Raw genomic sequence first — 17,197 nt, 5'->3', positions numbered from 1 at the left:
GCTTGACGCCGGGGCGCTTCGAGGGCAGCCTTGTCGGCCCTGTCCGACACGGATGGCTGCGCCGCACCACCAGAATCGCCGGACGCTCCAGACAACCCCATCCTCCCATCCCATGGCGCCACCCGAACCCCGTGCCGGCCAGGCGGCCGGATCCAACGTGCTGCCTGCCGGCCCGGCCCCGTCCGGTCTGCGGCGTGATCGCCTCGAGTTCCTGCGCGGCTTCCTGCGGCACCCGGCCCAGGTCGGCTCGGTGGTCCCGAGCTCGCATCGGCTGGAGCAGCGGCTGGTGCGCAACGCGGCCATCCCGCAGGCCCGCACCGTGGTCGAGCTGGGGCCCGGCACCGGCGGCACCACGGCGGCCTTCCTGCAGGCGCTGGCACCGACCGGGCGGCTGCTGGCCATCGAGCTGGACCCGGTGTTCCATGCCCACCTGCGCGCTTCGATGCACGATGCACGGCTGCTGCTGGAGCTGGGCAGTGCCGAGCGGCTGGCGGCGATCCTCGCTGCGCGCCGCCTGCCGGCGCCCGACGCGATCGTGTCGGGCATCCCTTTTTCCACCATGCCGCCGGAGGTGTCGGACCGCATTGCCGCAACCATCGCGCAGGTGTTGCGCCCGGGCGGACGCTTCGTGGCCTACCAGGTGCGCGCGCATGTGGCGGGTTTCGCAACGCCCTACCTCGGCGCGCCGGACAAGCGCTGGGAGTGGATGAATGTCCCGCCGGTTCGGGTGTTCACCTGGATCAAGCCGGCGGGTCCTTCGGCCCCAGCGGCTTCCTGAGCGGCTGGCCGAAGAACTGCGGGTAATAGCGCGCCGTCACGGCGCCGCCGGGGTCCCACGCGATGCAGCGGCCCAGGTGGTAAGGCGGCTCGGTCAGCGCCTGGCTGGCGTGGCCGGCCCGGCGCCGTTCCCGCTCCTGCCAGGGGAAGATGGTCTGGTAGGCCGCCGTCGCCATGTTGAACAGCAGCTCGCGCAGGTGGGTGCAGCCGCGCACGCCGCCGAGCGCACGCTCGATGGCCTGGCGCCAGCCGGGGCCGAGCCGGACGCCCACCATGCGCTGCATCGGGTCCTCGCCCTGGCTGCATTCGCCGAACGGGGTGTGGTCCATCGCCACGGCAATGGCGCGGATGGTCATGGATTCGTCAACCGTGATGCGGATGGCCATGTGGTGGATGGGCCGGCCGGCCGGCAACTCGCTGCCGTCGGAGCGCTGGAAGCCGTAGGTCTTGGTATCGGACAGCTCGCCTTCGATGTCCCACAGGCCGTCTTCACGCAGGAAGCCGCGGTAGGTGACGGCGCGGGTGTGCAGGTGCCGACGCGCGGCCGGTTCGGGCAAGGGCATCGGTCAGGACGCCGTGGTTACGCCGCCAACCGGGCCATGGCTTCGCGCTTGCCCATCTTGCGCAGCGAGGCGATGGCTTCCAGCTGGCGCGCGCGCGGGCGGGTCTTGCCGCTCTCCCACTTGTAGACCGACAACGCCGACACACCCAGGATCTTGGCCACCGAGGCGGCCGACAGGCCCAGGCGCTGGCGCTGGGCGGCGAACCCCTTGGCGGAAAAGCGCAGCGACGGCCCTTGCTCCTCGTCCTCCGGCGCCGCGGCCGGTGCCGCGCGGCCGGTGCCGCGCGCCTGCTTGCGCACCTGCTGCTCCAGCGCCAGCATGCGGCGCTTGAGCTGCGCGATCTGGCTGCGGTACTGGGCGACCGATTTCTTCAGCTGGGCCAGCTCGGCGCGCTGCTGCTTGCGGGCCACGCGCGCGATTTCGTCCTTCAGGACGGTGCCGATGTTCGCCATGGAACCTTGTGCCTTTTGTATGTGACAGCCGCGCGGTCGACGCCGCGCTGCACTGCCGGGCGGATGCCCCCCAAGGCCGTCATCTTAGCCGCAACGAACCGGCGGAAGTTTGCAACAACCGGGCAGTTCTCCACTCGACCGTATACCGCAGCCTCGCCGCCTTCAGGCTCCCACGGCACGCAGCACCGGCCGCAACTGGCCGCTGTGCACGTCGATCTGACCGTTGGGCAGCTGGTAGTTGCGGTCGTCGAACAGGTCCACGCCGACCGACAGCTGCTCGATCCAGTCGTAGAAGTCCGAGATCGCCGACTTGCCCTCGATCGGCGCACCATGCTGCGGCACCAGCATGGCCACCGGCAGCTGGCGCGCCATGCGCACCCACATGCGCAGGATCTTGTTGGACACCATGTAGCGCCGGTGGAAGCCTTCCATCTTCGGGATTTGCGGCGCGAACTCGCGCACGGGCTTTTGCGCATCGGCGCCGCTGCCCAGCGACACGCCCAGGTCCCCGGTGAAGAGGATGCGGCTGACCGGATCCCAGAAATGGAAGTTGCCCTCGGCGTGCATGAAGTGGGCGGGCAGCAGCCACAGCTCGCTCTTGCCCAGCGGCAGCCGGCCGCCGGCGTCGGGCACGCCGATGATCCGGTCCTCGGTCTTGCCGGCCTTGGTGAAGTGCGGCGCGAAGCGCTCCCACAGGCGCGAGATCACCAGCCGCGCCCGGGTCGAGGTCAGCCAGCGGTCCAGCGACGCGATGATGTCCGGATCGCCATGGGAGGCGATCAGGTAGCTCAGGTTCTGCGGCGGAAAGAAGCGCGAGATCGCCAGGAACAGCTCGTTGTAGCCGTTGTTGCCGCCCGGGTCGATCAGCGCCCCCTGGCCGTGGTCCACCACCAGGAACTGGTTGGCCTGCACCGCCTGCCCGTCCTCCTCGACCAGGTCGGTGAACATCAGGCAGGCATGGTCCTTGTTCCGGAACAGCTCGACGGGTGACATGGGGAACTCCTGTGGTGGTTTCGAAGGGGTTGGCCGGCCGTGCGCCTAGCCGTGCAGCACTGCCTGCAGCGGCTGCGCCTGGCTGGCATTGGCCGCCTCGCGCCAGCGCGCGAGGGCGGGCTCGATGGCGGACCAGGCCAGCGCGGCGTCGCCGCCGGGCGCCTGCAGCGCCTGGTAGTCGAGATCCAGCTCGCGCGCCAGCCGCAGCAGCGGTCCGTGCGTGTCCGGCCGCGCCGCCACGCCCAGCAGGACGGGGCGCACCGGTGCGTGCGCGCAGGCCAGCGCCACCTTGTGCAGCAGGTGGATGTCGGCCGCCGGGTCGTCCGCCAGCAGCACCACGACGTGCGAGTAGTCGGGAACGAAGGCACGGGTCAGCGGCAGCGCCAGGCCGCGGCGGGCCATGGCGATCACGCGCATCACGCGCTCGCCTTGCTGGAAATCGACGTAGTCGGTGCCGACGTCCAGGTGCTCGGCGCCGGCGAAGCGCCGCTGCACCGCCTCCTGTCCATGGCCCTGGGCCAGCCAGTGCACCAGTTCGAAGGCGAGCAAGCCGCGCGCCGAGCACACCAGCACGCGCTGGAACGCCTCCGGGTCGGCCTGGAATTCGGCGCCGGGGTGCTGCAGCGGCGTGGACAACTGCCGCCAGACCGCGGGCGGCGCGTACTGCCAGCCGGCGTCCATCTTCCGGCGCAGCAAGGCGACGCGTCGGGCCATGTCGTCCGGCGTGCCGGTGCCTTGCACGATCGCCATCGACCATGGACCGCACAACAGGCGCGGGCCGCGGCTGGCGTGCACGAGGCGCAGCGAGTGGTGGCGCGGGTCGGCCGCCACCCGGTCCATCAGCTCGCGCAGCGCGCCGCCAGGGCCTTCCTTCCACTGGATGAACCAGCCGGACTGGTGCAGCAGCGCGGTGTAGACGCCGAGCGGCTGGTTGTGGCGAACCGCCGCGGCGCGGATGTGTTCCATCTGCGCATAGACGGAACCGGCGATGTTGGCCTGGCTGGCATAGACGACGCGGGCGACGGGTTGGAAAAGGGAATGGTTCGGGTTGGAAGCCTGGTCCTGCACCCGGCCGATGCTGCCGCCTGCTGCGCCTGACCCGGTTGCGTTTTGTCAAGCTCAGCCGTTGGAGCGGCGCCGCCGCCAGCGAACCGTCAGCCAGCCCGCGAGCGCCAGTGCCAGCACCAGCAGCACGACAGGCACCAGGACGGCCTGCCAGCGCTCGATCGCCGCCAGGATCGCCTCCCAGCGTCCGCCCACCGCGCGCACCGCCCACACCAGCAGCGGCAATTCCACCAGGGCGGCGGCGCCGTCGAACAGGAAGAAGTGGCGGTACGGAATCTTCATCGACCCGGCGGCGAACAGCAGGGCGCTGCGCACGCCCGGCATGAACCGGACGGCGAAGATGATCGCCGGGCCCCAGCGCTGCACCGCGCGCTGCATCGCATCCACCCGCCGCGGCGACAGCGCCCTGGCCGCCAGCCGGTGGCGCAGCAACTGCGGACCGAAGCGCCGGCCCCAGTGGAAGATCAGGCCGTCCGCGCACAGCACGCCGCACCAGGCCACCGCCACCAGCGGCACCGGCTCCATCACATGGCGCAAGGTCAGCGCGGCGGCGCCGACCAGCAGCAGGTCTTCGTTGACCGGCAGGCCCACGCCGCTGCCGACCAGCACGGCGAACAGCAGCAGGTACGCGGGTGCGCCCTGCAGCGACTGCAGCAACGCCAGCAGCGAATCCATGAAGCTCATCGCGCGCAAGCCGGTCGGCTGCGCCCGGCCAGCGTCCGGCCGGTCATGACGGCCGGCCCCGCGCCAGCAGCGGCCGCATCATCCACAGCCCGCCCAGCGGGCCGATCGCCAGCCAGGGCAGCACCTGCCCGAGCGGAGCCGACTGGGCGGCCGCGACGAACAGCTCGATGCTGAGCACCGAGATCGCGAAGCCGATGCAGTTGGCGAAGGTGAGCACGCTGCCGACCACCGCCGGTGCCGCGTTCTGCCCCGTCAGCGCCGAGAACTGGGGCGAGTCGCCGGCCACGGTGGCGCCCCACAGCAGCAGCCAGCCGACGAACACCGGCAGCGGCGCCGCCAGCATGAGGGGCGCCAGCAGGCAGCAGGCCGCACTGGTGCCCAGTTGCGCCTGTGCCACCCAGGCGCTGCCGACGCGGCGCACCAGCAGGGCGCCGCCGACGCAGCCGGCGGCGCCGGCGGCGATGGCCCAGAAGGCGAGCGCACTGACCGTGGCGCCGTCGGCGAAGCGCACCGCCGCGATCGCCGGCGCCAGCACGATGAAGGCATACAGCTCCCACATGTGGCCGAAGTAGCCGAACACCGACGCGCGCAGCCGCCGGTCGCTCCAGATCGCGCCGAGCGCACGCGGGCTGATGCGCGTGCCGGGCGGCACCGGCCGGTCGGGGATCCACAGCGCGGTGGCCAGCCCGCCCAGCGCGGCCAGCGCCGACACGCCCAGCACCACCGCCTGCCAGGACACCGCGCCGGCGGCGCCCATGGCGGCCAGGGCGCGCAGGCCGTGCGGCAACGCCGTGCCCAGCACCAGCGCGCCGATCAGCACCCCCAGCACGGCGCCGAGCCGCTCCCGGAACCAGGCGGCGGCGATCTTCATGCCGACCGGGTAGATGCCGGCCAGCAGGAAGCCGACGGCGAAGCGCAGGGCCAGCAACGCGGGCAGGCTGCCGTCGGCCAGCACGATGCCGGCGTTGGCGGCGGCTCCCAGCAGCGAGCAGGCCAGGAACACGCGGGTCGGGGCGAAGCGGTCGGCCACCATGGCCAGCGCGAACACCAGCGTGCCGGCCACGAAGCCCAGCTGGACCGCCGAGGAGAGAGAGCCGACGGCCGCCGCCGGCAGGCCCCAGGCGTGCTGCAGGTCGGGCATGACGGCATTGACGGCGAACCACAGCGAGGTGCCGGCGAACTGCGCGCCCACGAGGACCGGCAGCACGCGGCGCGGCGGCGCGAGCGCCGCAGCCGGGCGCGGCGCCGCGGCGGGGTTGGGCAGGGTGTCCGCAGGCTTCATCCAGGTCGGGCGTTGCGTGGCGGCCGGAGTGGGCAGAGAAGGCTGCCCGCGATTGTGCTCGGCCGCCGCCTCGGGGGCCGCGCGGCGGCCCCTCGCGCCGCCAGCTCAGCCGTTACGTTTGCACGGCTTTTGTTGCAAGCCGCTCCTTGATCAATGCCGGGCACCACGCCAAGCTGATCCTTTGAGCAGCACACGACCGCAGAGGAGAGCGATCCATGAAGCACAAGCGCTGGGGCGCGGAGCTGCCGCCCACCTCGCCCCCGGGCGGTGGAGCGAGCGGCCTGGTGCGCCAACTGATCGGAAAACTGCGCGCGCGGCCCCGGGCCGACCGTGACCTGGCACCGCCCGGGCAGCGCAGCGGCGAAGGCGCCGACAGCATCGGCCCGTACCTGCGCCAGTCGCGCAACAGCCGCCCTGCCCCGCTGGAGTAGCGCGCCAGCAGCGCGGCGCTGCGCATCCGCTTGCGAATCACTCTGTAAATCCCTGGCACGCAGTCACACCTGCACCTGCGACGCGTGGACGGGGCCCATGACGCGATGGGGCACGGCGAGCGCCAGCCGCCGACCGCCCCAGGAAGGCCGGCGGTTTGCATTCTGTTGCCACGGCCCGCACCCGGGCTTGCCAGCATGGATCGGGCGGTACCTGCGTACCTCGACCTTCCCTTCACCCAATTCCGGAGGATTCCTTCATGCGAGCCAATCTCCCGACCATCGCCGCGCTGGCTGCCGGCGGCCTGCTGCTGTCGAACCGGATGCGCCAGCACCACCACCAGGAGACTTCCTTCGAAGGCGGTCATGAAGACGGCTGGACCGATGGCCACGTGCACGAGGGCCGCCACCACGCCGGCACGCTGCTGGCCGCGGCCGCGGCCGTGGCCGTGGGCGGCCTCCTGCTGTCGAGCCGCATGCGGGCCGGCGAGCACGGCTATTCGCTATCCACGATCGAGGAATCGGTCGACCTGGCGGTGCCCGTGCGCACCGCCTACAACCAGTGGACCCAGTTCGAGCAGTTCCCGCGCTTCATGGCCAGCGTGCACGAGGTGCGGCAGATCGACGACACCCACCTGCACTGGAAAGCGGTGGTGGCCGGCAAGACCAAGGAGTGGGACGCCGAGATCACCGAGCAGATTCCCGACCAGCGCATTGCCTGGCGCAGCACCAGCGGTCCGATGAACACCGGCGTGGTGACCTTCGACAAGATCGGCGAGGACCGCACCCGGGTGCGCCTGCAGATGGACTACCGGCCCGAGTCGCTGGCCGAGAAGGTGGGCGACGCCGTCGGCGGCGTCAGGATGACCGCCAGGGGCAACCTGCAGCGCTTCAAGCAGCTGGTCGAGTCGCGCGGCGCCGAGACCGGCGGCTGGCGCGGCACGGTCACGCAGCACTGAGCGCGCGCCTCATTGCTGGGCGGCGACGCGCGCCGGATCCTCCGGGTCGGCCGCGGATGCCTCCACGACCCGGGTGAGGTGCACGATGTCGGCCTGCGGCCGCAGGCGGCGCAGCACCTGCGGCTGCGCCGGATCCAGCACCTGCGCATCGAGCACCGTCACCTCGCCGGAAGCGCTGCGCTCGTACTCGAGCTGGACCAGCACTACGGCATGCCGCGGCAGCACCAGCACGGCCGGCCGCTCGTTGTCCAGGTCGTCCACGATTTCGGGCGCCGCCAGCGTCATGCGGCTCGCGGACGGCGGCAGCGCGCCGGCCGACACCGACACCGAGCGGCCCAGCCGATCGTGCCAGGTGCGGCTGAGCAGCTCGTCGATCACGGGTCCTTCCACGCCCAGGTCCGCCGCCGCCCCGTAGTGCTGGCGCACGATCTGCTCCTGCGGCACGTCCACGCCCCAGGCGCGAAGCACCATGCTGATGCTGGCGGCCCAGCACCACTGGCTGGCGCGCTGGGCCTGCGCCATCGCCTTCAGGGTCGCCGCGGGCAGCCCGCTGACGCAGCGCTCCACGCCGGCTTGCGCGGTGGGTTCGCAGCGGGTCGCGGCGGCAGCGGGAGCGCCCCACGACAGCCAGCCTGCCAGCAGCGCCGCCATGGCCACCGCCCGCCTGCCCTCCATCACGCACCTCCCGAACCACTTGGCCCTGGAAGGCAGTCTGGAAGCGCACGGATGAGCTGGCGGCAGCCATCCGCCTAGGCGAAGGCGGGATGTTCCGGTGCCGGCACCGACAGTGCCGTAACCGGCTTAAGCAATCGGCGCGGGGCGCTTAGGTGCAAGCCACCGTGCTCAAGCGCCCGGGCGGCGGCTCGCCGCAGGTCCCTGATCGGGCGAGCCCAGTGACCGGCGGCTACGACTTCGGCTCGATCACCTCCGCCGCGGCACGGAAACCGTCCACCGCGATCGGCGCGCCGCAGTACACGCCGGCGTGCAGGATGATTTCCTGCAGCTCCGCCGGCGTCACGCCGTTGTTCAGCGCGCCGCGCACGTGGATCTTGAACTCGTGCATCTGGCCGCGCGCCAGCAGGAGCGACAGCGTCACGATGCTGCGCGTGCGCAGGTCGATGCCGGGCCGCTGCCAGGTGTTGCCCCAGGCGTTGCGGGTGACGAACTCCTGCAGCGGCGCCGTGAAATCGGTGGCCTTGTCGAGCGAGCCCTGCACGTACTCCTCGCCGAGCACCTGGCGGCGGGTCGCGAGGCCGGTCTGGAACTGGGGGTCCTGTGGAAGCTTCATGGCGAGTCCGGAAGAGTGAGTGATCGACGCGCCGAGTGTCCCAGAGATGGCTCGGCCGGTGCGCGGCAGCTTTGGCGCATCACCGACGCGACGAGGCGCGCCGGGCCGACACGGCCAGCGCATCGGCCCGATAGAGTGGCCGCAACAACGGAGTCGCTGCAATGAAAGTGCTGCTGTGGATCGTCGGGATCATCTTCCTCATCGGCCTGCTGGTCGTGCTCGGCTTCGGCAAGCTGATCTTCTGAGGACTGCGACCGCGCAAGGTGTGGGGGCCGGCCGCACGGCCGTACACAGCTGACACACGCGCACACACACGAGCTGCAGCCGACCTCCTAGATTGGCTGAGCGGCAAGCGCGCGCATCGGCGCCGTCGCAGGGAGGTCCTGATGAACAAGCCCCAGGGGGCCCCGGCCAGGCGGGTGCTGCTGGTCGCGGCGCTGCTCGCGGTGGCCGGCTGCGCCGCTCCGCCACCCACCGACTGGAACCGCGTCTCGCTGCGCGACCGCCACCAGTACATGCCCACGCTCACCGGAGAGGACCGCCAGCCGCTGGCGGTGGTCACGGCCGGGCCGAACGGCCTGCTCCTGGGCACCGGCAGCGCCGCCGCGCCGGCGGTCGCGCTCATGGTGCAGGACGGGCAGGCCCGGCTGGTGTCGCAGGAGACGCTGGCACGAATGCGCGACGCCGGCCAGCCGGGCAGCGCCATGGGCGCCAGCCCGTCGGCGGCGCCGACGCCCGGCTCGCGCTGAGCGCCAACGCCGCGTGGCCCTCGCCGGGCGGACAGACGGCTCCCGTGGGCCGCGCGTGGTGCCATGCCTGATGCCACTCGATTGATATCCCGTGCGGACTCGCATACCCTGCGCGGAGTCGCTGGTCGCCGCAAGGAGTTCCGCATGGATCGCCGCAGCTTCATCGAGTCGTGTGCCGCCCGCGTGGGCAGCCTGTCGGTCGCGAGCCTGCCGGCAGCCGCCTGGGCCGAGGATGCACAGCCGCGGGAGTACGCGAAGGCGTTGCTGGTCGACGAGCAACGGCGCCCGTTCAAGGCCTCGAGCCTGCAGCCGCAGACCAACTACGTCTTCCACTATCCGTACGAAGCGACGCCGGTGTTCCTGCTGGACCTGGGCAAGGCCGCGGAACCGGCCGCGCTCAGCACCAAGGGCAGCGAACGCTATGCCTGGCCGGGCGGAGTCGGCCCGCGACGCAGCATCGTCGCGTTCTCGGCCATCTGCGCGCACCGACTGGTGTACCCGACGCGGGAGGTGAGCTTCATCAGCTTCCGCAAGACGCGGGCCACCAAGGGCGTGCGCGACCAGCTGATCCACTGCTGCTCGGAGAACAGCCAGTACGACCCGGCCCAGGGTGCCCGCGTGCTGTCAGGCCCGGCCGAGCAGCCGCTGTGCGCCGTGCTGCTGTCGCACGACCCCCGGACCGACACGCTCACGGCCTGGGGCACGCTGGGCGGCGAGCTGTTCAGCGAGTTCTTCCGCAAGTACGAGATGCGGCTGAGCCTGGAGATGGGCGCCCGCGCCGTCAACCCCGTGGCCGATCAATCGGTCGTCAGCGAGCTCAGCCACTTCTGCCGCAACACGATCCAGTGTTGAAGCGCGCGCCGGCGGCCTGCCTCAGAACGCCGCGATCCCGGTCTGCGCCCGCCCCAGGATCAGCGCGTGGATGTCGTGGGTGCCCTCGTAGGTGTTGACCACCTCCAGGTTCACCAGGTGGCGGGCGACGCCGAACTCGTCGCTGATGCCGTTGCCGCCCATCATGTCGCGCGCCAGGCGGGCGATGTCCAGCGCCTTGCCGCACGAGTTGCGCTTCATGATCGAGGTGATCTCCACCGATGCGGTGCCCTCGTCCTTCATGCGGCCCAGCCGCAGGCAGCCCTGCAGCCCCAGCGTGATCTCGGTCTGCATGTCGGCCAGCTTCTTCTGGATCAGCTGGTTGGCCGCCAGCGGCTTGCCGAACTGCTTGCGGTCCAGCACGTACTGGCGGGCGCGGTGCCAGCAGTCCTCGGCCGCGCCCAGCGCACCCCAGGCAATGCCGTAGCGGGCCGAGTTCAGGCAGGTGAAAGGGCCCTTCAGGCCGCGCACCTCGGGGAACGCGTTCTCCTCGGGGCAGAACACCTCGTCCATCACGATCTCGCCGGTGACGGAGGCGCGCAGGCCGACCTTGCCGTGGATCTTGGGCGCCGACAGGCCCTTCCAGCCCTTCTCCAGCACGAAGCCGCGGATCGCGCCCTCGTCGTCCTTGGCCCAGACCACGAACACGTCGGCGAACGGCGAGTTGGAGATCCACATCTTGCTGCCGGTCAGCTTGTAGCCGCCGTCGACCTTGCGTGCGCGCGTGACCATGCTGCCGGGGTCCGAGCCGTGGTTGGGCTCGGTCAGGCCGAAGCAGCCGATCCACTCGCCGGTGGCCAGCTTCGGCAGGTACTTCTGCTTGGTCGCTTCATTGCCGAACTCGAAGATCGGCACCATCACCAGCGAGGACTGCACGCTCATCATCGAGCGGTAGCCCGAATCGACCCGCTCGACCTCGCGCGCGATCAGGCCGTAGCAGACGTAGTTCAGGCCCGCGCCGCCGTACTGTTCGGGAATCGTCGGGCCCAGCAGGCCCAGCTCGCCCATCTCGCGGAAGATCGCCGGGTCGCTGGACTCGGCGCGGAACGCCTCCAGCACGCGCGGCGCCAGCCGGTCCTGGCAATAGCTCTGGGCGGCATCGCGCACGGCGCGCTCGTCGCCGCTGAGCTGCTGGTCCAGCAGCAGCGGGTCGGCCCAGTTGAAGGCGGCTTTGGCTTTGGCTTGGCTCATTTCAGATGTGCGGGAAAGTCTTGGAACACGCGGCACTTTAGTCCCGTCCGGCCTTTACGGCAAACGACGGTTTCGCACGTAGTTCTGCAAGAATTGCAGAACTGGAGGGATTCCCGATGCGACGCAAGCTGCCCGGCACGGCCATGCTGGCCGCCTTCGAGGCGGCCGCCCGCCACCAGAGCTTCACCGCCGCCGCCAGCGAGCTGGCGCTGACGCAAAGTGCCGTCGGCCGGCAGGTGGCTGCACTGCAGGACCTGCTGGGCGTGCCCCTGTTCCGCCGCACCCGCCATGGCATCGCGCTGACCGACGCCGGCATCGCCTACTACCGGCACGCGGCCCGCGCCCTCGACGACATGGAGCGCGAGGTGCTGGACCTGCAGGGGCGGCGCGGGCGCGGCGGCAGCATCGAGCTGGGCGTGGTTCCCACCTTCGGCGCCCAGTGGCTGGTGCCGCGGCTGCCGCGGCTGCGCGAGCGCAACCCGGACCTGACGGTGCACCTGGCCAGCCGGGCCCGCCCCTTCCTGTTCCAGGACTCGGGGCTGGACGCCGCGATCCACGCCGGCACCGGCCCCTGGCCCGGCACCCAGGCCACCTTTCTGATGCCCGAGCGCGTGGTGCCGGTGTGCAGCCCGGCGCTGATCGCGCCGGCGCGCCAGGTCAGCGCGCGCAAGCTGGCGCAGTTGCCGCTGCTGCAGCAGGCCACGCGGCCCTACGGCTGGCGCGAGTGGTTCGCCTCGGCCGGCGTGACCGACGTCAACGCGCTGGCCGGGCCGCGCTACGAGCTGTTCTCGTTCTCGCTGCAGGCGGCCGTGGCCGGACTGGGCGTGGCCCTGGTGCCCGACTACCTGGTGGCGGCGGAGGAAGCGGCCGGGCGCCTGGTGGTGCCCGTGCGGCACGCCATGGGCAGCCTGGGCTACTACCTGGTCACCCCCGCCGACCGGGAGGAAAGCCCGGCCGTGGCCGAGCTGCGCCAGTGGTTGCTGGACGAGTGCGCCGGGACGGCAGCGCCGGCTACGCAGCGTCGGGGATGACGGCGGTCACCTCGATCTCGACCTTGGCCCGGTCCTCGATCAGGTCCTTGACCTCGATCGCCGTCATGGCGATGTCGTAGTGCCCGATGCAGTCGCGGAAGGCCTGGCCGACCGCACGGCCGGCGGCCAGGTACTCGCGCTTGTCGGTGACGTACCAGGTCATGCGCACGATGTGCTGGGGCTGGGCGCCGGCAGCCTTGAGCATGTCGGCCACGTTCTGCAACGCCTGCCGGGCCTGGTCGCCGAAGTCGTCGCTGTGGAATCGCTGGTCGGCGTCCCAGCCGATCATGCCGGCGATGTAGAGCTGGCGGCCGGTGGCGATCACCCCGTTCGCGTAGCCCTTGGGACGCGGCCAGCCGGCCGGTAGCACCACCTCGTGGGTCATTTCGCTTCTCCAATGGTCTTCAAGAGCTCGCGGGCGATGATGAGCTGCTGCACTTCGCTCGCCCCTTCGTAGATGCGCAAGGCGCGGATGTCGCGGTACAGGGCCTCGACCGGCTGGCCGCTGACCACGCCCAGCCCGCCGAACAGCTGCACGGCGGCGTCGATCACCTGCTGCGCGCCCTCGGTCGCCGTCAGCTTGGCCATGGCGGCCTCGCGCGTGACGTTGCGGCCCTGGTCGCGCTGCCAGGCGGCGCGATAGACCAGCAGGGCCGAGCCGTCGATGGTGGTCGCCATCTGGGCCAGCTTGGCCTGGGTGAGCTGGAAGTCGGCCAGCACCTGGTTGAACATCCGCCGGGTGGTGGCGCGCTGCAGCGCCTCGTCCAGCGCACGGCGGGCAAAGCCGAGCGCGGCGGCCGCCACCGAGGTGCGGAACACGTCGAGCGTGCGCATCGCCACCTTGAAGCCCTCGCCGGCGGCGCCGATGCGCTGCGCCAGCGGCACCCGGCAATCGGTGAAGCGCAGGCGGGCCAGCGGGTGCGGCGCGATCACGTCGATGCGCTCGGCGATCTCGAAACCGGGCGTGCCCGCATCGACGATGAAGGCCGAGATGCCGCGCGCGCCCGGCGCTTCGCCGGTGCGGACGAACACCACGTAGAAGTCGGCGATGCCGCCGTTGGAGATCCAGGTCTTCTCGCCGTTCAGCACGGCGTGGTCGCCTTCGATGTGGGCGCTGCACTGCATGGCGGCGACATCGGAGCCGGCTTCGGGTTCGGACAGGGCGAAGGCCGCGATGGCTTCGCCGGCGGCCACGCGCGGCAGGTAGCGCTGCTTCTGCTCGGGCGTGCCCTGCAGGCTGATCGCGCCCGAGCCCAGGCCCTGCATGGCGAAGGCGAAATCGGCCAGGCCGCTGTGCCGCGCCAGGGTTTCGCGGATCAGGCAGATGGCGCGGGTGTCGATCGCCGGCGCCGCGCCGTGGCCGCCGCCGACGGCGTGGCGCAGCCAGCCGGCCGCGCCGAGCGACTTCACCAGCGCGCGGCACTCGGCGTCGACGTCGGGACCATGCGCATGCGCGATGTTCTGCGCGGCCCAGCCGTCCAGCGCCAGCGCCAGTTCGCGGTGGCGTGGCTCGAGGAAGGGCCAGTCGAGGTAGTCGCGGTCGGCCACCCTAGTTCCCCTCGAACACCGGCTTTTGCTTCGCCACGAACGCGTGATAGGCGCGCTTGAAGTCCCCGGTCATCATGCAGATCGCCTGGGCCTGCGCTTCCGCCTCGATCGCCTGCTCCAGCGTCATGGCCCATTCCTGGTGCAGCATGGTCTTGGTGATGCCGTTGGCGAAGGTCGGGCCGTCGGCCAGGTCGGCGGCCAGCTTCTGCGCTTCGGCCAGCACGGCTTCCGGCTCGCACAGGCGGTTGAAAAAGCCCCAGCGCTCGCCCTCCTCGCCCGCCATCGAGCGGCCGGTGTAGAGCAGCTCGCTGGCGCGGCCCTGGCCGATGATGCGCGGCAGGATGGCGCAGGCGCCCATGTCGCAGCCGGCCAGGCCGACGCGGTTGAACAGGAAGGCGGTCTTGCTGCGCGCCGTGCCCAGGCGCAGGTCCGAGGCCATCGCCACGATGGCGCCGGCGCCGGCGCAGACGCCGTCCACCGCCGCCACGATCGGCTGCGGGCAGGCCCGCATGGCCTTGACCAGGTCGCCGGTCATGCGGGTGAACATCAGCAGCTCCGGCGCCTCCAGCCGCACCAGCGGACCGATGATCTCGTGCACGTCGCCGCCGGAGCAGAAGTTGCCGCCGGCTCCCACCACCACCACCGCCTGGACGTCGGTGGCATAGCGAAGCTGGCCGAACAGGTCGCGCAGTTCGGCGTAGGAGTCGAAGGTGAGCGGGTTCTTGCGCTCGGGGCGATTGAGCGTGACCGTGGCTACCTTGCCCTGCACCGACCAGCCGAAGTGGCGGGCCTGGTAGCCGGCCAGCTGCTTGCGGTTGCCGGCGACGAGCGCCGGGTCGACGCGGTCCTGGTTGTCGTTCGTCATGGGGTCTCCTGTCAGTCGGGTGGTCAGACGCCTTGCGCCTGGTTGGCTTGCTCCAGCGGCGACAGGCCGGCGGCCTGCGCCGCCATCGCCTTCTCGCGCTCCAGGTTGCGCTCCAGCTGCGCCTTGCCCGACAGGTACTGCACCGGCCACTTCACGTCGCCGTAGCCGAGCTTGGCCGCCTCGAGCAGCGTCCAGGCCGGGTTGGCCAGGTGCGGCCGGGCGATCGCGCACAGGTCGGCGCGGCCGGCGGCGATGATGCTGTTGACCTGGTCGGCGTCGGTGATGGCGCCCACGGCCATGGTGGCGATGCCGGCCTCGTTGCGCACGCGGTCGGCGAAGGGCGTCTGGTACATGCGCCCGTACACCGGCTTCTGCTTCTTGCTCACCTGCCCCGAGGAGCAGTCGATCAGGTCGCAGCCGGCCGCCTTGAAGGCCCGGGCGATCGCCACCGCGTCGTCGGGCGTGATGCCGCCTTCGACCCAGTCGTGCGCCGAGATCCGCACCGACATCGGCAGGTGCTCCGGCCAGACGGCGCGCATGGCGCGGAATACTTCCAGCGGGTAGCGCAGCCGGTTCTCCAGCGAGCCGCCGTAGTCGTCGGTGCGCTGGTTGGTCAGCGGCGAGATGAAGCTGGACAGCAGGTAGCCGTGGGCGCAGTGCAGCTCCAGCCAGTCGAAGCCCGCCCCGGCCGCCAGTTGCGCGGCACGCACGAAGTCGCCCTTCACCCGGTCCATGTCGGCGCGGGTCATGGCGCGCGACCAGTCGCTCACGCCGTCGATGTACTGCTCGGGCGAAGCCGACAGCAGCGGCCAGTTGCCGGATTCGAGCGGCTGGTCCTCGCCTTCCCATGGCACCCGGGTCGAGCCCTTGGGGCCGGCGTGGCCCAGCTGCATGGCGATCTTCGCGTCGGAAAAGCCGTGCACGAAATCGACGATGCGCTTCCAGCCGGCCTGCTGCTGCTCGTTCCACAGGCCCGGGCAACCGGGCGTGATGCGCGCATCGGGCGAGGTGCAGGTCATCTCGGCCACCACCATGCCGGCGCCGCCCATCGCGCGCGCACCGAGGTGCACGAGGTGGTAGTCGCCGGGCTGGCCGTCCTGGCACAGGTACTGCGCCATCGGCGAGACCACCACCCGGTTCTTCAGCATCGTGCCGCGCAGCTGGAACGGCGTGAACATGGGCGGCACCGGCTGCTGCGCCGGCGCGCGCTGCACCCCGCAGGCCTGCGCGATCCAGTCCTCGTAGCCCTCGACGTAGCCCTTGTCGCGCAGGCGCAGGTTCTCGTGGCTGATGCGCTGGCTGCGGGTCAGCAGCGAGTAGGCGAACTGCGGCGGCGGCAGGTTGACGTAGCGCGCCACGTTCTCGAACCACTCGGTGGAATTGCGCGCCGCGTTCTGGATCTTCAGCACCTCCACGCTGCGCACCGCCTGGTAGTCGGCCAGCGCCCGGTTCAGGTCGCCGCCGGCGGTGCCGATGCAGCGCGCCAGCTCGATCGAATCTTCCAGCGCCAGCTTGGTGCCCGAGCCGATGGAGAAATGCGCGGTGTGGGCGGCGTCCCCCATCAGCACCACCGGCTGGCGGCCGTTGTGGTGCACCCAGGTCTTGCACACGACGCGCGGAAAGCGGATCCACTGGGCCGAGCCGCGCAGGTGGGCGGCGTTGGACATCAGCTTGTGGCCATCGAGGTACTTGGCGAACAGGCGTTCGCAGAAGGCGATCGACTCCTCCTTCTCCATCCGGTCGATGCCGGCCTTCTCCCAGACCGCCTGCGGCGTCTCGACGATGAAGGTGGAGGTGTCGCCGTCGAACTGGTAGGCGTGGGCCTGGAACCAGCCGTGCTCGGTTTCCTCGAAGGCGAAAGTGAACGCCTCGAACTTCTTGTGCGTGCCCAGCCAGACGAAGCGGCAATCGCGCACGTCGATGTCGGGCTGGTAGCTGGCCTGGTACTTGGTTCGGATGCGGCTGTTCAGCCCGTCGCTGGCGATGATCAGGTCAGCGTCGGGGAACTGCTCGTCGCCCTGCACGTCCTGCTCGAACACCAGCTTGACGCCCAGATCCTCGCAGCGCTTCTGCAGGATGTTGAGCAGCCGCTTGCGGCCGATGCCGCAGAAGCCGTGGCCGCCGGAGCGGATTTGGTGGCCGCGGATGTTGACCTCGATGTCGTCCCAGTGGTTGAACGCGCCGAGGATCTCGCCGGCGGTCTGCGCATCGGCCGCCTGCAGGTTGCCCAGCGTCTGGTCCGAGAACACCACGCCCCAGCCGAAGGTGTCGTACGGCTTGTTGCGCTCGACCACCGTGATGTCGTGGCGCGGGTCCTGCTTCTTCATCAGAAGCGCGAAGTACAGCCCCGCGGGGCCGCCGCCGATGCAGACGATCTTCATCCGGATACTCCAAGCCTGGATAATTTAAGTTTAAAGCATTTGGGCGCGGCGGCAAGTCGACGTGATCAGGT

The 17,197-nt window shown here is 71.0% G+C and carries 19 protein-coding genes; 6 read left to right on the top strand and 13 right to left on the bottom strand.

The annotated features are described in order from the left end of the window. The first annotated feature begins 112 nt into the window (after positions 1-112). The gene (locus PE066_RS20435) at positions 113-778 is read left to right on the top strand and encodes a class I SAM-dependent methyltransferase (protein ID WP_271234353.1); all 666 of its coding nucleotides are present in this window, start codon (positions 113-115) and stop codon (positions 776-778) included. Here PE066_RS20435 and PE066_RS20430 read toward each other — a convergent pair. The 6 genes from PE066_RS20430 to PE066_RS20405 form a co-directional block, all read right to left on the bottom strand. Next, the gene (locus PE066_RS20430) at positions 741-1,340 is read right to left on the bottom strand and encodes a DUF2889 domain-containing protein (RefSeq protein WP_271234352.1); all 600 of its coding nucleotides are present in this window, start codon (positions 1,338-1,340) and stop codon (positions 741-743) included. The genes PE066_RS20435 and PE066_RS20430 overlap by 38 nt on opposite strands. 17 nt (positions 1,341-1,357) lie before the next feature. Beyond that, positions 1,358-1,792, bottom strand: a complete 435-nt coding sequence (locus PE066_RS20425; protein ID WP_271234351.1) for a helix-turn-helix domain-containing protein — start codon at positions 1,790-1,792, stop codon at positions 1,358-1,360. A gap of 162 nt (positions 1,793-1,954) precedes the next feature. Beyond that, on the bottom strand, positions 1,955-2,785 hold the full coding sequence (locus PE066_RS20420; RefSeq protein WP_271234350.1) for an MBL fold metallo-hydrolase: 831 nt from the start codon (positions 2,783-2,785) through the stop codon (positions 1,955-1,957). A 45-nt stretch (positions 2,786-2,830) separates the two neighbouring features. Then, the gene (locus PE066_RS20415; protein ID WP_271234349.1) at positions 2,831-3,853 is read right to left on the bottom strand and encodes a BLUF domain-containing protein; all 1,023 of its coding nucleotides are present in this window, start codon (positions 3,851-3,853) and stop codon (positions 2,831-2,833) included. 51 nt (positions 3,854-3,904) lie between these two features. Further along, complete coding sequence (locus tag PE066_RS20410; protein ID WP_271234348.1) at positions 3,905-4,534, bottom strand: DedA family protein; 630 nt, start codon at positions 4,532-4,534, stop codon at positions 3,905-3,907. 43 nt (positions 4,535-4,577) lie between these two features. Beyond that, positions 4,578-5,816, bottom strand: a complete 1,239-nt coding sequence (locus PE066_RS20405; protein WP_271234347.1) for an MFS transporter — start codon at positions 5,814-5,816, stop codon at positions 4,578-4,580. 215 nt (positions 5,817-6,031) lie between these two features. Between PE066_RS20405 and PE066_RS20400 the strand changes: the two genes are divergently transcribed. Next, a complete protein-coding gene (locus tag PE066_RS20400; protein ID WP_271234346.1) occupies positions 6,032-6,247 on the top strand; it encodes a hypothetical protein in 216 nt (71 codons plus the stop codon). Positions 6,248-6,504: 257 nt separating this feature from the next. Next, positions 6,505-7,203, top strand: coding sequence for an SRPBCC family protein (locus PE066_RS20395; RefSeq protein WP_271234345.1), 699 nt, complete (start codon positions 6,505-6,507; stop codon positions 7,201-7,203). Positions 7,204-7,212: 9 nt separating this feature from the next. Here PE066_RS20395 and PE066_RS20390 read toward each other — a convergent pair whose 3' ends face one another. Both PE066_RS20390 and PE066_RS20385 read right to left on the bottom strand, forming a co-directional pair. Then, positions 7,213-7,878 (bottom strand): papain-like cysteine protease family protein, encoded by a 666-nt coding sequence (locus tag PE066_RS20390; RefSeq protein WP_271234344.1) that lies wholly within the window; start codon positions 7,876-7,878, stop codon positions 7,213-7,215. 229 nt (positions 7,879-8,107) lie between these two features. After that, positions 8,108-8,491 (bottom strand): carboxymuconolactone decarboxylase family protein, encoded by a 384-nt coding sequence (locus PE066_RS20385; RefSeq protein WP_271234343.1) that lies wholly within the window; start codon positions 8,489-8,491, stop codon positions 8,108-8,110. A gap of 386 nt (positions 8,492-8,877) precedes the next feature. Here PE066_RS20385 and PE066_RS20380 point away from each other — a divergent pair, with 386 nt between their 5' ends. Both PE066_RS20380 and PE066_RS20375 read left to right on the top strand, forming a co-directional pair. Then, on the top strand, positions 8,878-9,240 hold the full coding sequence (locus PE066_RS20380) for a hypothetical protein (RefSeq protein ID WP_271234342.1): 363 nt from the start codon (positions 8,878-8,880) through the stop codon (positions 9,238-9,240). A gap of 144 nt (positions 9,241-9,384) precedes the next feature. Then, on the top strand, positions 9,385-10,092 hold the full coding sequence (locus PE066_RS20375; RefSeq protein ID WP_271234341.1) for a (2Fe-2S)-binding protein: 708 nt from the start codon (positions 9,385-9,387) through the stop codon (positions 10,090-10,092). Positions 10,093-10,113: 21 nt separating this feature from the next. On the opposite strand, the gene PE066_RS20370 is transcribed toward PE066_RS20375, so the two are convergent. Then, a complete protein-coding gene (locus PE066_RS20370) occupies positions 10,114-11,301 on the bottom strand; it encodes an acyl-CoA dehydrogenase (protein WP_271234340.1) in 1,188 nt (395 codons plus the stop codon). Positions 11,302-11,417: 116 nt separating this feature from the next. Here PE066_RS20370 and PE066_RS20365 point away from each other — a divergent pair, with 116 nt between their 5' ends. Further along, complete coding sequence (locus PE066_RS20365) at positions 11,418-12,332, top strand: LysR family transcriptional regulator (RefSeq protein WP_271234339.1); 915 nt, start codon at positions 11,418-11,420, stop codon at positions 12,330-12,332. On the opposite strand, the gene PE066_RS20360 is transcribed toward PE066_RS20365, so the two are convergent. The 4 genes from PE066_RS20360 to PE066_RS20345 are packed head-to-tail and all read right to left on the bottom strand — an operon-like array spanning position 12,313 to position 17,126. After that, the gene (locus tag PE066_RS20360; protein WP_271234338.1) at positions 12,313-12,717 is read right to left on the bottom strand and encodes a RidA family protein; all 405 of its coding nucleotides are present in this window, start codon (positions 12,715-12,717) and stop codon (positions 12,313-12,315) included. The two genes, PE066_RS20365 and PE066_RS20360, sit on opposite strands and share 20 nt — an antisense overlap. Next, positions 12,714-13,880, bottom strand: a complete 1,167-nt coding sequence (locus tag PE066_RS20355; RefSeq protein ID WP_271234337.1) for an acyl-CoA dehydrogenase family protein — start codon at positions 13,878-13,880, stop codon at positions 12,714-12,716. Before PE066_RS20355 ends, PE066_RS20360 begins: the two co-directional genes overlap by 4 nt. 1 nt (position 13,881) lies before the next feature. Then, entirely contained in the window at positions 13,882-14,745 is an 864-nt protein-coding gene (locus PE066_RS20350) for an enoyl-CoA hydratase family protein (protein WP_271234336.1), read from the bottom strand. Between the two features lie 23 nt (positions 14,746-14,768). Continuing rightward, the gene (locus PE066_RS20345) at positions 14,769-17,126 is read right to left on the bottom strand and encodes a bifunctional salicylyl-CoA 5-hydroxylase/oxidoreductase (RefSeq protein ID WP_271234335.1); all 2,358 of its coding nucleotides are present in this window, start codon (positions 17,124-17,126) and stop codon (positions 14,769-14,771) included. Positions 17,127-17,197 lie beyond the last annotated feature (71 nt).

It is taken from the genome of Ramlibacter tataouinensis (assembly GCF_027941915.1).
Lineage (GTDB): Bacteria > Pseudomonadota > Gammaproteobacteria > Burkholderiales > Burkholderiaceae_C > Ramlibacter > Ramlibacter tataouinensis_C.
Note: the sequence above shows the minus strand (reverse complement) of the source record. Positions and strands in the feature narration are given on the sequence as shown.

Coding starts and splice junctions, on each gene's coding strand:
- PE066_RS20435 (WP_271234353.1), top strand. CDS start 113: ATGGCGCCACCCGAACCCCGTGCCGGCCAGGCGGCCGGATCCAACGTG.
- PE066_RS20430 (WP_271234352.1), bottom strand. CDS start 1,340: ATGCCCTTGCCCGAACCGGCCGCGCGTCGGCACCTGCACACCCGCGCC.
- PE066_RS20425 (WP_271234351.1), bottom strand. CDS start 1,792: ATGGCGAACATCGGCACCGTCCTGAAGGACGAAATCGCGCGCGTGGCC.
- PE066_RS20420 (WP_271234350.1), bottom strand. CDS start 2,785: ATGTCACCCGTCGAGCTGTTCCGGAACAAGGACCATGCCTGCCTGATG.
- PE066_RS20410 (WP_271234348.1), bottom strand. CDS start 4,534: ATGAGCTTCATGGATTCGCTGCTGGCGTTGCTGCAGTCGCTGCAGGGC.
- PE066_RS20405 (WP_271234347.1), bottom strand. CDS start 5,816: ATGAAGCCTGCGGACACCCTGCCCAACCCCGCCGCGGCGCCGCGCCCG.
- PE066_RS20400 (WP_271234346.1), top strand. CDS start 6,032: ATGAAGCACAAGCGCTGGGGCGCGGAGCTGCCGCCCACCTCGCCCCCG.
- PE066_RS20395 (WP_271234345.1), top strand. CDS start 6,505: ATGCGAGCCAATCTCCCGACCATCGCCGCGCTGGCTGCCGGCGGCCTG.
- PE066_RS20390 (WP_271234344.1), bottom strand. CDS start 7,878: ATGGAGGGCAGGCGGGCGGTGGCCATGGCGGCGCTGCTGGCAGGCTGG.
- PE066_RS20385 (WP_271234343.1), bottom strand. CDS start 8,491: ATGAAGCTTCCACAGGACCCCCAGTTCCAGACCGGCCTCGCGACCCGC.
- PE066_RS20380 (WP_271234342.1), top strand. CDS start 8,878: ATGAACAAGCCCCAGGGGGCCCCGGCCAGGCGGGTGCTGCTGGTCGCG.
- PE066_RS20375 (WP_271234341.1), top strand. CDS start 9,385: ATGGATCGCCGCAGCTTCATCGAGTCGTGTGCCGCCCGCGTGGGCAGC.
- PE066_RS20370 (WP_271234340.1), bottom strand. CDS start 11,301: ATGAGCCAAGCCAAAGCCAAAGCCGCCTTCAACTGGGCCGACCCGCTG.
- PE066_RS20365 (WP_271234339.1), top strand. CDS start 11,418: ATGCGACGCAAGCTGCCCGGCACGGCCATGCTGGCCGCCTTCGAGGCG.
- PE066_RS20360 (WP_271234338.1), bottom strand. CDS start 12,717: ATGACCCACGAGGTGGTGCTACCGGCCGGCTGGCCGCGTCCCAAGGGC.
- PE066_RS20350 (WP_271234336.1), bottom strand. CDS start 14,745: ATGACGAACGACAACCAGGACCGCGTCGACCCGGCGCTCGTCGCCGGC.
- PE066_RS20345 (WP_271234335.1), bottom strand. CDS start 17,126: ATGAAGATCGTCTGCATCGGCGGCGGCCCCGCGGGGCTGTACTTCGCG.